The sequence below is a fragment of the Trinickia acidisoli genome (assembly GCF_017315725.1).
Classification (GTDB): Bacteria; Pseudomonadota; Gammaproteobacteria; order Burkholderiales; family Burkholderiaceae; genus Trinickia; species Trinickia acidisoli.
This window is the reverse complement of sequence record NZ_JAFLRG010000002.1, coordinates 54,291-69,837: the sequence shown is the minus strand read 5'-3', so window position 1 is coordinate 69,837 and position 15,547 is coordinate 54,291. Positions and strand designations below refer to the sequence as shown.

The following is a 15,547-nucleotide window of genomic DNA, read 5'->3' as shown; positions in this document are numbered from 1 at the left end:
ATTCTCCGTCGGCCCATCGCAGCCTCCCTTGGGGGATCACGCCTCACAAGGTAAGCCCGCAATGAGCATCACGATCGAGATGCTCGGTTCCTTCCCTGGCTCCTATATGCCGAAAACGCCCCGGCTCCTTTATGCCGGAAGCCCAGTGGCTCCTATATGGCGGAAGATGACATGATGCAGGTCTGGATCTGCGCGGCCGGATAAACCGCCTCGATCGCTTCGGGGAAGCCACGCAAACCGTCGACGACGGCGATCAGGATGTCGTGCAAGCCGCGGTTCTTCAGCTCGTTGAAGACCTTGAGCCAGAACTTGGCACCCTCGGTTTGCTCGATCCATAAGCCCAGCACTTCCTTGCGCCCGTCGGCACGGATGCCCAGCGCCAGGTACACCGCCTTGTTCTTGACCGTGCCTTCATCGCGGATCTTCAGCCGCAGCGCGTCGAAATAGACGATCGGATACATCGCCTCGAGCGGCCGTTGCTGCCACTGCTCGAGTTCGGCCAGCACCTCGTCGGTGACGGTGGAAATCAGATCGGGCGACACTTGCAGCCCGTACAGTTCCAGCAAATGGCCCTGGATCTCCCGTACGCTCATGCCGCGCGCATACATGCTGATGACGTGATCGTCGAAGCCGGGCAACCGGCGTTGACATTGCGAATCTCGTGAACCTGTGGAACAGCTTCGGCAAGGCCGCCTGTGTCAAGGTTGCATAGTTGCGTCCACAACCAAATAGGCGAATACCCTTCCGCACACAACCGCTACCAACCATCTTTTGCAAGAACGTCGCGCCCAGATCCGCGCGCCACGCCTTATCCGCGAATTCGGCAACATCAGTAGCTTTCCAGCCTTTCTTCTCGAAGGCGATCGCACTTTCAATAATTGCCTGGTCGAGCTGCGTCTTCAGCTTCGCTTTGCTCCGCAGTAAACGCCCGGGCCTTCCCGTTCTTGTCTTTCGGGTCCTGCGCACGCAGGAACCTATCAAGGTCGCGCGGCAGGGCATTGGATGTGTCCCCGTAATAACCGACCTACTCCTTGTGTCGTCGTTTACCGTCGCTTTTACACCAGCGCTAACAAGTGCACTGGATATTCGGGATTCTGGATTTGGAACCCCTGTCTCGGAAGGAACGAGGCAAGTCTGGTCGCCGCGCCGCTAGCGGCTGCTTCTGCCAACGCATGGCCGAGGATTTCTTGGGCCGAAAGCATCTACGATTCGTTCACTCCGAGGTGTCAGATTTCCATCGGGATCGTGTCGCAGCAGTCGACTGAGCTCTTCTGCAAGCCGTCGCGCTTCCTCGAGCCGGCCTGCATCACCGGGCACCGATAATGACTCACAGCTAGCGCATGATGCGACAGCCGGCACCGCGCCAGTAGCGTCTTTTCTCCGAAGTGAATCCAACCTAGCCGAGCTGACTGGATTGTGCGGGACCAAGGGATTGACTTCGACGTCGGCTCGCGGTACTGAGCAAACTTCAGAATCCATCGGAGTGAAGCGTTCTCCTGAACAACGGGCTACCGTCCAACGGGCTACCGTCGACTGAGAAGCGCCAGGCCAACACGGCGCGACTGCAACGTCGGAGCGCCCAGCGCCCTCAGGAGCCCTTACTGCACCATCGGCCAGCATCGCCGCCGGCCCGGCGGGGGCTGCGCCAACTCGATCGGCTGCCCTAAGCGGCCCAGAAGCGGCGCCCCGCATCCTGAGCTTAGCAACGACTGGCTCCAATTCGGTCCGCACTCCATACAGCGCCAAAAAGCCTCTGATGCCGTCGGTCGCCGGCTCCCCCGCATGGCTTACCAACTCGTCGGGTACCTCCAAGGAATAGCCTCGGCTTTGCTGTCCATGCGCAGCACTCGCGGGCCGAACCTGTATGTTCTGGGCTTCGTCGCCGACAACTGGTCTCAAAATACACTGGATTTGCGCGACTTCCTGCAAGGAAGCAGCCATGCCTCCACCGGCGACCGGACTGGAGGGAAACTGGCTCCTAAAAAAAACAGCCCAGCCCGCTTCACCGGAGAAGTACTCCCGCGTCCCCTCCCGCCAGTTGCCCCACCGGAAGGCAATCGCATCATTTATATCTTTGCTGCAGAATATGCGTGGCATAACGGTTCTCCATCAATCGCCGAGGGTGTGTCGCCGTATGCACGTCTGGCAACTGCGTTGCCCACTGCGACTCACCTGAACGACCTCGCTTCAATCAGGTAGCTCCGCCATTTTCTGATCTCGTCACTTACTCCAGCCTTTCATTTCTGTCTTTTCTATAGTCGGCGCACACGGCCATCGCATTTGGAAACACCAGGAAACATAGGGGTTTGCGGGCATATCAAGAGCAAGTGAGCGGAACGAGGCCGAGCATGGCCATGCGATAGTCGTTGTCCCAATCGGCGCGCCGCAGGCGACAACGTCCTGAGACGCTTGGGCGAGGTTCTATCGAGTTTGAGCAGATTCAGGCCGAAGCGACGCAAGGTAGCAAAGTTATGAGCAGCGTGGCCTTTGCGCACCCGACCTGCATCTTCGACGAAGGCCACATCCAACGCCCCATGCAGTCTTTCAATTTCCCAGTGCCCACGCACGCGTCGAGCAAAGGCCTCGACCTCAGAAAGGCCGAGGTGGCGAAGTAACGCCGCTATACGCTGGATTCGCCACTGCGAGTCTCGGACACGCTCTCGACCGTCTCGGCGTAGCAGTCGGGCATCAGCCGACCGATGCGATCGCGCTCCTTAGTGCCAAACATACCGGTGAGCACATTAATAAGGCTGGCTGATTGCCTTTAACCGCCAAGAGGTAGTCGCCGCCGCGCTCGCAGATGGCTCGTGCGATTTCGCGCCGGGTACCCATCGCATCAATGGTGACAATGCCCCCTTTCAGCACAAGCGCCTGAAGCACCGCAGCAATCGCATCGATTTCATTGGACTTATCGGCTACGTGCTCTTGGCAAAGCACGAGGCCAAGGTCCGTAGCGTAGGCGCCGACGAGGTGAATCGCGCGCGCGTCGCCGTCATGCCATCCTCAACACCACGAGGTACAACGACCGTTTGGTCGACCTATCTCGATGACTGAAATGTCCGCTGCCCATAGCGCTGCGCGTCACTCGCTCAATCCCTTGTCCAGTTTGGCGCTTCCAAATGCGATGGCCGCGACAGCGAGGAAACACTATTACTGCTTACGTAGGCCATTGGATAGCTTGCCACCCCTATTCTGGCGTTGTCCACGCTCAACCCCTCGGTGAGCAATGGGCATTTTCAAGCAACCCTCGTAAGCCGCGCATGCGCCCCGCGTGCGCGGCCTTTTTTGTTTTAGCGCCCCGTGTTGCCGAACGATAGATTGCACCGTCACCGCGACGCCCAACGCACGTACTAGACCTTCACGCAACCGCCGCGATCGAGCTTTACTTCTGCGAGCATGCCCATGCCCTGCCTCGAGCTCTCGCTCAACACGCCGCAATGACAAGTTGATCGAACGAAATAAAAAACCTCTACATAAGCAACGCAATATTAATTCTCGTATACGATCCGTATGCAAATCAAGATCAAATGCTAAAATAGATCTCTCGATCAATTTAATTGTTTGGCAAAAACCGTTATGTTAGCTACGTGTCAATATGACGAGAATTGACAGTATACGCGCGCGACCATCGTGCCGCGGAGGCGCTCTGAACTATGGCAAAATCAACGTCAGCTACAGGGCACAACGCACCCGATTCGGGCACCCCACGCCTGATTGACAGACTAGAAGCGATCTTCTCCCGGCACGTCGTTCCGGTCATCATCGTATCGCTGTCACTCCTCTTACCGGTGTCAGGCACACGCTACTATTCATCATCCGACACGCTACACGCTGCGATGAAAGTGTTGAAGGACGAATCCGGCACACTTGATCCAGGTACAGCACGTCGCGCATTGTCACTGCAACCCGCGGTGCTTTACCGCGATACACACCTTTCCGAGCGACCATTTTGGCTAAGCGTCGAAACCCCCGTTCCATGGGACAGTGGCTCAATCATCGTGGAGTTCCCTTCGCGGCACACTCAAGCCATTGCGTGCTGGGATTTAACGTCGCTCATGCCGCTAGGAAATGCCGAGCGCACCGATGACAATGCCCCGTGGAACGAATCGCTGACAGCACGCAAAGCCGGCTTTGCATTGCGACTCAGCCAACATGTCACACAGATACGGCTACTGTGTCGGGCGACCTCCATTGGACCAGCGCGACTGACCGTCAAGCTATGGAACGCCAAGGCATTCCGGCAATCCGAAGAACTGTTTCATCGCGACGTCGGCTTGCTTGAAGGGAGCATGCTCATTCTCGCGGTGTTCGCGTTCATCACCGCTTTGATCAATCACGAAGGTGTCTTTATCCTGCTCGCGGTCTGGCTGGTAGGCAATCTCCGGCTAGCGGAACTGTCCATCGGATCAGATATGCAGTGGCTCGGCTACACGGTCCCTTACTCGTGGATGCCCGTGATCCGGCAGTTAACCGTGGCAACGTATTTCATCGTCACTTACTCGATGCTGGATGCCGTGTTCAAGCAGGAACTAGCCGCGGTTGGTAGGCATCAACTGATTCTCAGAGCGGCGCGATTTCTAGGGCGTGCCTTGCTACTGGCTGCGATAGTGTTGCCCTATAGGACGTTCTTGCCCGTGATGTGGGTGATTGCTTCGCTAGGGATCGGCGGTGTCGTATTCATTCTATTCAGGTTAATCGCCTCAACACATTCACGCGTCGCCGTCTGGTTTGCGGCCTCCTTGAGCATAACGCTCTTTGCAAGTTTCTCCGATGTGCTGGGCACAGCGTTTCGAATGAAAGGGCTGGTTGCTGCATTCGATAGCATGACGGCTACCCTGCTGTCGAGTCTCATAGCAGCACTCGCTGTAGCCGAGCAGCTTCGTATCGAGCACCGCCGGCTGGCGATCACGCAGTCGCAGTTCCAGGAAACCTACGATACGACGCCGGTCGGCCTCTTTACGCTCGATCTCGACGGACACATCATTCGAGGTAATCCCGCGCTGCGACGGATCATGCAATATGACTCGCGATCGGAAGATCACCCGTGGACGGATTACTTCGAGGCCGGCGCATGGGACAAGCTGCGAGCAATCGCTCATCGACGAGGCGGCGAAGAAATCGAGTTGCGGAGTGCAGCGGCTACCGGCGAGCTGCCAAAGTGGTTCCTTCTCAAGGCTACGCTGACGCGGGGACACATAGAAGGTTCGTTGCAAGATATCACGGCACGCAAGCGAGCGAGCGAGCGGTTGCATTTTCTCGCGGAACACGATGCCCTAACAGGGACGTTGAATCGTTTTGGTCTTGAGAAAACGATTACCCGATTGATGAACACGTCGGCCATACCGGGTGCCTTCGTACCGTTTGGCCTCGCGTACCTGGACCTCGACCGGTTCAAGCTCATCAATGATCTGTTCGGTCATCATGCCGGCGATGCAGTACTGCAGCAGGTGGTTGAACGAATCAACACGAAAATTGGCCATGACGATGCGCTGGGCAGAATCGGCGGTGATGAGTTCGTCATCGTTGTACGCAGTGGTGACATGGAACATGCCGCCATGTTGTGCCATAACCTCGCCAGCGAGATCGCCGGTCCGCCCTACCAGCTCGGGCGCAGAGCGTTCCAAGTGCGCGCATCTATCGGTATGCTCGAAGTATCCCAAGCAATCGACGTCTCCGACGCGATATCGGCGGCAGACCGTGCGTGCCGGGCAGCGAAGTTCAAGCACGACCATGTGGTCGTCTACAGGCATGAAGCGGCGGTTCTAACCGAGCGGGCGGAAACCCTGCGTCTAATCGATCGCCTACGTGGCGATCTCCGCTCGGCCGGCCTATATCTGGAAATGCAGCCGATCATGTCGGTACGCACACCGTATGACACGCTCGACTTTGAAGTCTTGTTGCGTATGCGCGATGCGATGGGTGGAACGGTGCCACCAGTCAAGGTCATTGCTGCCGCCGAGGAAAGCGGCCACATCTCTGAGCTGGACAAATGGGTGCTAACGACGACGCTCGAATGGCTCGAGCAGCACAGCGCGCGTCTTTCCAAGACGCGCTTTGTCTGTGTGAATCTTTCCGGAGCATCGCTCAATGACGAACACTTCGTGTCCGACATCTTCAACCTGCTCGACGCGCATGCACCGATCCTAAACAAGCTATGCATCGAGATCACGGAAGGCGTCGCGCTGCACGACCTTGTGAACACACGTCGCTTTATCAACCGGCTCCAAGCAGCCGGCGCCAAAATCGCACTCGACGATTTCGGCGCCGGATATACGTCGTTTTCGTATCTAAAAAACCTGCCTGCCGACGCACTAAAGATAGACGGTGCATTTATCCGTTCCATGGCCGAGCATTCCTCTAACACAGCCATCGTCGAAGCAATCGTGGCGCTCGCGAGCAACCTCGGCATACGCAGCATTGCTGAATGGGTGGAGGACTGCGGCACGCTCGAAACCCTCGCCACGTTTGGTGTGGATTATGTGCAAGGCTGGGTGATTTCACCCGCGCAATCGCCCGATGCGATTCTCAACGCGCGGTCAGCAGCCGATTTTATCGAGGACGAACACGTAGCCGCATTCGTACGTCGTCATGCCAGCGAGTCCGGCAACGGCCCCTTCTCTTACGAAAGATCGGACACTTTCCCCTTTTAGACGGCTGCTCCCGCGGGCTTAGGCAGCGGCCGTAATCAAGCACGCATGATCGAAACTGGAAGTACGATCCCCGTGTTTCGCTTCGTCAAGCGACGCACTACACGCCTCGACAAACGCGTATGGCGTCGCAGGACAACAAGAATCCGTGCAAGTGATGCCAACATTGGCTGTCAACTCGAGCTGAATCGGACCCGCGAGAGATGGCCATTCCAACGCCCACAACGACGCAAGGATTTTCCGTGCCACGGCATTTGCCCCTGTCCTACTAGTATCCGGAAGCAACGCCACGAAACGGGAGTTACCGTATAGTGCGACCCGATCAGCGGAGCGATGAAGGTCCCCAGCAATGCACTGCGCGATGCGAGCGAGAGGATCACCACCCGTGGCACTTTGATCTAACCGAGAAAAATTGGTGTCGCAACTCACTCCAATCATCAGCATCGATAGCGGCAAACCACTCCTCTGCGCACGACGCCATTCCACCGCCATCAACTGATCGAAAGCATAACGGTCGAGCAGAGCACTCGCGGTACCGCCGTATATCGGGGAAGCATCTGTTCCCATCCCAACCGATACCGGCAGGTCGTCTACAGTCGGTGTGCGGACCTCCGCCAGAAAGCAATAGCCCACACGCGGAATTGTTTTGATGTAGGCCTGCCCCGGATCTAACGCCTCGAATGTACCGCGCAACGAACACATGACCTGATTAAGGCTGTTTTCACATACCTCAAAGCCAAAAGCGCGCCAGCCTTCGTCGAGTAACTGTTGACGACGCAACAGCATACGCGGCGCGTCGACCAGCAAGGTCAGGATGCGTGTGGCCACCGGCTTTAACACTACCGTATCGATGCGCCCATCAAGATCGACGAGGCAATTCTGTGCTGCATCGAACAACCATCTGTTGTTCAAAACACACTGATGGTTGAAGAGATGATTTGGCGCCATACTGATCTCCGCCGCAGATCGCGAGAAGTCTGCCCCATCGCCCAATATTCTTATGATTATTACAGCCCGAGCGCGTACTTCGCGCTCACCGCCGGCACGACGAAACATCTTGTTACATTCGTAAGCCTACATTTTGTCAGATGCTTTTGACATTCCGTACTTACCCTGCCGTATATTACCGACGTAACAAACCGCCCGTTCACGCTCAACTATCGAGAAACCTCACGGTAGATTGCACACCGAACTAAGCTTCCCCTGAAATTTCGCCTTCCAGGAGGTCGTGTGCCGGTGGGCCGGCGATCAGCCGCGCATGACGGCGGATCTCGCCACGGGCGCGTTGGCGTGGTTTCGTGGTCGGCCTGCGCCCGGTATGCTGTGTCATTCGGATTGTGGTACCCAGGGCGGATTCAACCGGTCGTCGCAATACCTTTGATCGATGAGCTGGAAAGGAAATTGTTGGGACAATGCCCCGACGAAAAGCTTCTTCAATTGTTTGAAAAACGAAAGGGGTCACGCCGCGCGCTACCGCACGCAGCAGGATGCGAAGGTCGATCTGTTCGAATAACAGACCAAAGGCGCAACCTCATAACTCGGGACCGTTAGAAGGCGAAAAGCCGAGTAAAGCTTAGAAAGCAGTTACACCGCGACAGCAGCCAAATCTACCGTGCGCCGGTATTTCCAAATTTGTTTTAACACCGGCGCCCACGGATTGCAGCACGCATACTCCACATATGCGTTCGACAGAATCACAATCCAGATACTCATCATCGTCTCCAGCCTGCTGCCGTGGCAGCGCAAACCAGCACCCCGTAAGCGTGCATCTTAGGCCAGCCAGCCCCGCTGGCGGCAACGCCGACGACTCAGTCTGACGCGGGAAGAACAGCGACCAACGATGAACCCTTTTATTCCCACGCCACACGTTCATCATGTATGACAGCCAGCCCTTATACCATCAGGGATTAGCGCAACCGCATGGAATCCGTATGTGTTCCAGCTGACCCCATAAACTTTCATTCATCGCTGTAAGCCATCGGATAGTCACTGCGGCCTATTATTCAATCGTATCCACCACTCTTCAGGGTGAAGCAGCAAACAACAGGAGCCGGCGGCATATTCGGATTCGCATGCTACATCGCTCCGCCTCGATTTTTGCCGTTCCAACGCGGGGGGGGGGGGGGGGGGGGGGGGGGGGGGGGGGGGGGGGGGGGGGGGGGGGGGGGGGGGGGGGGGCGGGGGGGGGGGGGGGGGGGGGGGGGGGGGGGGGGGGGGGGGGGGGGGGGGGGGTGGGGGGGGGGGGGGGGGGGGCGGGGGGGGGGGGGGGGGGGGGGTGGGGGGGGGGGGGGGGGGCCGACCAGCCAGACAGACGAGAAAAAAATGATCGAGACAGAAGAGCTGAAGTTTGTCGAGGTGTCACTGGCATTGCATCCCGCCGACTACGCCAATCTGCAAAAGGCAGCGCGCGCGGCAAAATTAGAAGAAGCAGAGTTTTGCGCACTAGCCATTCATCGCGAAGCAGAAGCAACACTTACGCGATGCCACGAGAGCACCGAAATCAAACCTTTTGATTTCTTCCGCAGCAGTAAAGCGTGAGAGTCGTTGCATTTGCATCAACGACCGAGGTTGCCGCTCCAGCTCATTCCATTACACACAAGTCTGCTACTCAAGCTCGCGTGCGTATCTGATGCCGGCAGCAAAATCCACCACTCGCTGCATGCCTAGCCAGATGGTTTTGACGCCAGGCTCACCGTCGCCTTTGCGGACGAGGAAACCGCCGAGCCTGGCGACGAGCCGTACCACTTCGTTTAGCCGCGGCGGCTTTTCGGGCGGGGCCTTCTTGTTGAGGATGAAGGCGGCCTTCCATTCATCGGGCTCGAATAGCAGTCCGGCATCGAGGTCGGGGCAAGTTCGACCTAAGCGCATGAGACGGGCAATGCGCCACGCCACCACCATGAACACCGCCAGCGCCCGCTCGATGCGCTCGATCGTGCTCAGTTGTAGCGCCTCGACCCGGCAACCGTTCTTCAGCACATGAAAGAAGGTTTCCACCTCCCAGCGGGCGCGGTACCAATCGATCAGTCGCGCGGCCTCGGTCATATCCGGCACGTCGCGATTGGTCAGCAAGCGCCATTCGATCGGCGTCGCCCCGGCGGACGCGTCAATCTCTCGCGCAACAAGGCAATTGATCGACACAACACCGCCCTGGCCATCGGGCACGTCGATCCGACGACTCCAGATTTGCTGCTGAACCTCCCGCGCCTTCTGTCGCTGGCGACCCGGCAACGTGAAGCGGATTTCACCAAGCGCCTCGCCTTGCGTGGCGTGATCCCAGAGTCTTTGACCCTCGGGCAACACGCGATTGTGCTGGGCGCGAATCAGCCAGTCGGCCGGATAACCCAAATCGCGCGCTTTGGCCATCAGCTCGACAATGTCCGACTCACGGTCTGCGACATACACCAGCCGTGTGCCGGGCAGATCCACCGCCTGCTCGGCCACCCGCTCGTATCCCTCGATCCAGCGCGTGCTTTCCTTGAGGCCGCCACGCTTGCCTCGGGCGTCCTTGCGCTCACGCGACCACATCCAGGCATTGAGCACGCCCAACGGTTCACGCTGTGGCGTGACCGCGTAGGTCGCGTGAACGTACATGCCGCGCTGTGCTTCATACGACAACGGCCCCAGTCCAGCGATCTCCTGCCCGTTAAAGTTCAGCTCGGTTGTGTCATCCAGGCACAGCACCACCTCACATGCCCGCATCCGCTCGGTCGAGCTCTGCCAGTGCGGCTCCATGACGTCGGTCCATTCCAGCTTGTCCTGCGCGAAGAACCGATAAGCCGCCGCCGTCTCAGCCCAGCCGCCGCACGCCAGCGGAATGCTCGCCGTCGGATTGCCCGACAGTTGCTCGGCCAGCAGGATCGCCCGCCGGTTCAGGCGCTTGTCGCCCAGATCGATGCCCTTGAATTCCATTGCCGCCCAGCTCTCCGTTGCTCGTGCCATTCGCGTGCCGCGCAAAAAGCAAGAGCAAACGGCAAACCGCGACAGTTTACAAACCGCTCATGCCGACTTGTGTGTAATGGAATGGCTCCAGCCTACAGCATACCTCCGCCTTCCCGACGCGCGAAATAAACAGTACGGCCAGCGTTTGCCGGCGGTACTGCACGGCCACCCCCGCCACCTCACTGGCTGGCTACGATTTTCCTATAGGAAAGAGCGCCATGCCAACCTCACCTTACACCGACCCAGCCTCAACCCTCCAATCACCCTAAGAACGGATCACCTACAAATCCGGGCATTCCTGAGCAGCGCGATCCGCTGCAATTATAATGTAATTTATATACTTCGCGATTCGCGCAACAACCCCGCATTACAAACCACCAAAATTAGTCAATTTAACCAGGATAGGCATTTCGATACAGATGAAATGGCGACGTATCATCCGGTACACGTCTTGTCACGCCTGGACCCAGTCGGGCTTATGCGCCAGCTATCGGCGTCTTGCAGGCAAGCGTAGGCGCAACCCAAACCATGAGAACACGAGGCGAGGCGCGGGCCTCGTGCAGCGCGTCTATTTGCTGCGTTGCGCTGGATTCGGAATGGGTTGCATGCCTCTCGCTTTGGTCATGCACTCCCAGCAAGCTCCCCACTGGCTCATCGCTTGCATGGTTGTCGCATGTTTGACTTGGCCTCACCTGGCATACCAATCGGCGAAGAGCGGCCCCTCTCTTGTGTTACGCGAACACCGCAATATTCTCGTTGATGCAGCCCTGGGTGGCCTGATAGTCACAATGATTCACTTTTCACCCATCGCTACCGTTGTGATCTTACTCATGTTCGCAATGGACGCGATGGCAACAGGTGGGTGCCGTTTGTTTTTCATGGAACTCGGCGCCACTGCGATTGGATTGCTATGCGGACTCGCGATCTTTGGCCCTACCCATAGCTTCGCGGACGATCGCTTGATCGGGGTTGTCTGGCTACCCATTCTCATAGCCTACCCACTGTTACTGGCCAAGGTCGTCTACGATTCGACGATTGTGCTGGACGAGCGATCCCGCGAGTTGCGCGAAATGAGCGAGCGTGACAGTCTGACTGGCCTCCTCAACAGAGCAACGTTGAGCAATCGTTTGGAAACCACACTGGCGTGGGCGCGACAGGCGCACCGCCGCGTTGTGGTTCTATTTATTGATCTCGATCATTTCAAGACCATCAACGATGTGCTTGGCCATCATGTTGGCGACCGACTGCTTGTCCGTGTCGCCGATCGATTACAGCGATGCGTTGACCCATCCGATACGATCGCTAGGTACGGTGGCGACGAATTCGTCATATTTACGACGTCGGAAGCGCAAGGCGTCGATCGAGCGCTTCCTCAGTCCGCCTTGGCCGCCATTGCCGAGCCGATGCAAATTGCTGGGCATGAGCTTTTTGTAGGCGCGAGCGTCGGCATCAGTGTATTCCCCTGTGATGGCACCGATGCAGATACTTTGATCAGCGCCGCGGACCTCGCAATGTACTCCGCCAAAAGTCGCTGCCGCAACGGATACGCAACCTTTCTTCCAAACATGCGCACTGTGGCCGACGCACGACTGGATATGTTCACTCGCCTTCGAAGCGCGTTTCGGGCTGGACAAATTTATCTGCATTATCAGCCGCAGGTGGACATGCGTAGCGGTGAAATCGTAGGAGTAGAAGCGCTCGCGCGTTGGCACGATACGCAGCACGGGGAGATTTCTCCTGCGATGTTCATTCCCGTCGCTGAAGCCTGCGGCTTGATTTCGGCTCTTGGGGAGTGGGTTCTCGAGACCGCGTGTACGCAAGCCATGGCATGGCGACAAATGGGGCTCGCCCCGCTCCGAGTGTCGATCAATCTTTCGCCACTTCAGTTACAACGCGATGAATTTATTACCACAGTACAGCAGGTGCTGCGCAGGACGCACATGCCTCCTTCGATGTTAGAACTAGAAGTTACTGAAAGTGCGTTTATGAATGACCCGAAAACCGCGGTCCGTCTACTGGCCGAATTCCGCAAATGGGGAATCGCCATCGCGATTGATGATTTCGGAGTGGGCTACTCGAGCCTGAACCAGCTTCGTACGTTACCGATCGACCGCATCAAGATAGATCGCACTTTCATCGCGCACATCGGCGAGCACGATGACGGTGCGATAGCGCGTGCGATCGTCATGCTAGCCGACACGCTTGGCCTTGCAGTGATCGCGGAAGGCGTCGAGTCCATCGAGCAGCAAAACTTTCTGCTAACAATTGGCTGCTTCCAGGCACAGGGATTTCTCTATAGCAAACCAGTTCAGCCAGACGAGATACAGCAGATGGTGCGCACAGGCGCGCGCATTGGAAATCCTATCGAACGAGCACGGTAGGCATGGCATATCGGCACTCTGCGCTGCCAACTTCACGGAGAACACGTACCCGGCGTTCGCCGTCTGCCAGATCAAACCTTTCCGGATTCGGTAAGTTATCCGATAGGCTCATATGAATAGAGTCCACTCTCAGATTCCGTTCAACCGCGCAGTATTGACATCTATGCGTACTCACGTGATCGCTTTTCTGCTTGGTGAACAGGCGCCGACTGCTGCAGTATAGCTACTTTCGTCGCTGGCCATTTTGGCTATCCATCCGCCGCAGTCCAATGGGAATGCACCTTCAACCTTTGCAGGACATCGTCTGCTGGAACGCAACTCGGTGGCTCAAGTGTATGCCACTCCAATAAACTATCTTGCAGTTGCAATCGTTTTCAATTGTCGGGTTGTTTGTTTTGAATCATAGCTCATCAATGTTGGGTATTAGACTGACTCAAGCTCCACTCAAGCCTCGGCGCCTGAAAAGGCCCAGCCATACGGCTCGTACACGCTCTACCGTTCCTACGTCCGCTCAAAAATCCAATGCTATTCTCGCTGCAAGTTCCACCGAGACGACAACCAATGTCAAGGAGCTGGAAGCAGCGCTTAACGCGGCAACCAAAAGACTGAGCGACACACCACACGCACATATAGCGATGCTCCTCATCACGGCCGGCGCAATCGCCTATTGCGGCCAGATCGACCCCGAATGGCGTATCCGAGCGACAAGCGCACTGAATGAACTGCTGTTAGCCGCACAGAGTTGCGGGTTCGTGCATGCAAATAATCTACGCTCGCTATTTTCACAGGGAAAAGTCACTGCGATAACTGTCCGCCTAGCACTAGAAGCCATGCAACCTGTTTCACCTGACGTTGCTCTGGTTGCCATAAGAAAGGCGGGCTTAGATACGTTCATGACACCTCAAGCACCATCTCGCCCCAAACAGCAGCGTCGTCGGCAGCGAAGGCCCAAGTGAATGAAGGGGTAATTAGACCTGCGCTACCTGCCGCTCATTTGACAAAAGCACGTCAAACCTCAAGCACCGCCCGCTCTGGCTACGGCGCGATCAAGCGCAGTGCGCTGCACATCAAGCGGCACGAGGCGCATGGCGTTGATGGCCAAACGCATCGTAAGCGACGAGAATTCGCCGGCCACAAATTGAGCTCGAAGCAATTCACAACTACGGAAATGGTGTTTTGCAGCCACCCTAAGCAGCTCATCGACCAGAGCGCGTGCGTAACGTCGCGTATGCCATTCGTTCCGAATGTCATAAGCAAGATCTCCTGCCACCAGCAGGATCGAAACAACATTCGCTTTCAGTTTCTCGACCTCTTCCCGGTCGAGCTCCATCACAACACGCTCCGACACTTACTTGCCGCACCGCGGCAAACACGATTGCGCACGCGCCCGTGACACGCGCATGAACTCGATGCACGACTCATGCTGTTTCTTCCTAAAGGAATGCAGGTCGGTGACGTAGTTATGATGCCCCGCCGGGCTGTTGTGCCAAATTTGTCAGCGCCACATAACACGGCCACTCGACTAGCATTGGGCTAAGCGCACCGCGCTATTGCTGAATTGATGCCTGCTTCACACGCCCGGAAACGAATTGATCGGTCGCTTCCCGAAGCGCTTCAGCTTGCAACTGTTGCCGAAGCGAGCCCTTGACCTGGTCGAACGAAGGCGGTTGTGTCGGGCGCTGCGCGTCTAATTTGACAATGACAAACATGTCGCCGATCCGAAGCGGCTCCGTTGTCACCGCACCCACCTGTAGCGCCGCCAACGCTTGCGCGATAGGAAACGATAAACCCTGTGTCTGCCCCTGCACCACAGGAACCCTAAAGCTCACCCACGGCAACTCTCCATCAAATTGCGCACTCGAATCGGCACTGTACTGTCGCGCCAGCTCATCAAACCTCTTGTGCGCCTTCAGCTCTCTAAGTATCATCGCGGCCGTTGTCGCGTCATGCACCGAAATCAGGCTCGACTTATATTCGACTCTACCGAGCGATGCCGTAATCGCATCGTACCGCGCCTTGATGGCATTGTCCGATACCGCTTTTGGATGCACGTTATCCTTCAGATATAACTGGGTTTCAGTTCCCATTTTCGCCGTGATCATTGCCTGCTGAACTTCCGACTTAGCACCGTAATTCGCGCCCTCAGCATCTTGACGCAACACCTCTCGCGTAATCAAAAGTTGCTTCAGGTTTTGCCGAAGTTGCGGGGTGTCGGGCTGCCCCGAACGTTGCACTGCATCGTCGAGATCGGCACGTGCGATAGGCGTTCCATTGACAATGGCAATCACCCCATCCGGCAAGCTCGCACGCAACATACCCGAAGGAGGTCGTGGTGACGCTTGCGGCGAAGACTGCGCCGAGACGGAAGCAATGAAGATCAGATAGATCACCGAAAAGGTCACTACCCTAGCCATGTACGCGGATCTCATTCCAAAAACTCCAGTCATATCGTTTGTGTAATCGTTCGATGGCTAGTTCGCCCTTCACTCAAGAAGCTCCACTCATTCTCACTCTGCTTCCAACTCAGCTATGTAACACGAAGCACGAAACACACCGTATTTCCGGCCCGGTGCAGGCGGG

The 15,547-nt window shown here is 57.0% G+C and carries 10 protein-coding genes and 2 pseudogenes; 6 read left to right on the top strand and 6 right to left on the bottom strand.

What is annotated here, in order from left to right; all coding sequences use genetic code 11:
- Positions 1–170 precede the first annotated feature (170 nt).
- Positions 171–647: pseudogene (locus J3485_RS18925) on the bottom strand (IS256 family transposase); the annotation flags it as partial.
- 1,135 nt (positions 648–1,782) lie between these two features.
- Between J3485_RS18925 and J3485_RS18920 the strand changes: the two are divergent.
- The gene (locus J3485_RS18920) at positions 1,783–2,199 is read left to right on the top strand and encodes a hypothetical protein (protein WP_206955931.1); all 417 of its coding nucleotides are present in this window, start codon (positions 1,783–1,785) and stop codon (positions 2,197–2,199) included.
- Positions 2,200–2,688: 489 nt separating this feature from the next.
- On the opposite strand, the gene J3485_RS18915 is transcribed toward J3485_RS18920, so the two are convergent.
- The gene (locus J3485_RS18915; protein WP_206958190.1) at positions 2,689–2,976 is read right to left on the bottom strand and encodes an ISAs1 family transposase; all 288 of its coding nucleotides are present in this window, start codon (positions 2,974–2,976) and stop codon (positions 2,689–2,691) included.
- Positions 2,977–3,653: 677 nt separating this feature from the next.
- On the opposite strand from J3485_RS18915, the gene J3485_RS18910 reads away from it, so the two are divergent.
- Complete coding sequence (locus J3485_RS18910; protein ID WP_206955930.1) at positions 3,654–6,650, top strand: putative bifunctional diguanylate cyclase/phosphodiesterase; 2,997 nt, start codon at positions 3,654–3,656, stop codon at positions 6,648–6,650.
- An 18-nt stretch (positions 6,651–6,668) separates the two neighbouring features.
- On the opposite strand, the gene J3485_RS18905 is transcribed toward J3485_RS18910, so the two are convergent.
- Positions 6,669–7,595 carry a diguanylate cyclase domain-containing protein gene (locus tag J3485_RS18905; protein WP_206955929.1) on the bottom strand — a complete coding sequence of 309 codons (927 nt, stop codon included), beginning with the start codon at positions 7,593–7,595 and terminating at the stop codon, positions 6,669–6,671.
- A gap of 268 nt (positions 7,596–7,863) precedes the next feature.
- Between J3485_RS18905 and J3485_RS18900 the strand changes: the two are divergent.
- Positions 7,864–8,157, top strand: a pseudogene (locus tag J3485_RS18900) (IS3 family transposase); the annotation flags it as partial.
- An 812-nt stretch (positions 8,158–8,969) separates the two neighbouring features.
- A complete protein-coding gene (locus tag J3485_RS18895; RefSeq protein WP_206955928.1) occupies positions 8,970–9,185 on the top strand; it encodes a hypothetical protein in 216 nt (71 codons plus the stop codon).
- 66 nt (positions 9,186–9,251) lie between these two features.
- On the opposite strand, the gene J3485_RS18890 is transcribed toward J3485_RS18895, so the two are convergent.
- Positions 9,252–10,586, bottom strand: coding sequence for an IS4 family transposase (locus J3485_RS18890; protein ID WP_445267851.1), 1,335 nt, complete (start codon positions 10,584–10,586; stop codon positions 9,252–9,254).
- Between J3485_RS18890 and J3485_RS18885 the strand changes: the two genes are divergently transcribed.
- Positions 10,546–11,100, top strand: a complete 555-nt coding sequence (locus J3485_RS18885) for a hypothetical protein (protein ID WP_206955926.1) — start codon at positions 10,546–10,548, stop codon at positions 11,098–11,100. The genes J3485_RS18890 and J3485_RS18885 overlap by 41 nt on opposite strands.
- Entirely contained in the window at positions 11,006–12,967 is a 1,962-nt protein-coding gene (locus J3485_RS18880) for an EAL domain-containing protein (RefSeq protein WP_277991641.1), read from the top strand. Before J3485_RS18885 ends, J3485_RS18880 begins: the two co-directional genes overlap by 95 nt.
- Positions 12,968–13,982: 1,015 nt before the next feature.
- On the opposite strand, the gene J3485_RS18875 is transcribed toward J3485_RS18880, so the two are convergent.
- Positions 13,983–14,300, bottom strand: a complete 318-nt coding sequence (locus tag J3485_RS18875) for a hypothetical protein (protein WP_206955924.1) — start codon at positions 14,298–14,300, stop codon at positions 13,983–13,985.
- A 214-nt stretch (positions 14,301–14,514) separates the two neighbouring features.
- Positions 14,515–15,369 carry a peptidylprolyl isomerase gene (locus J3485_RS18870; protein WP_309477052.1) on the bottom strand — a complete coding sequence of 285 codons (855 nt, stop codon included), beginning with the start codon at positions 15,367–15,369 and terminating at the stop codon, positions 14,515–14,517.
- Positions 15,370–15,547 lie beyond the last annotated feature (178 nt).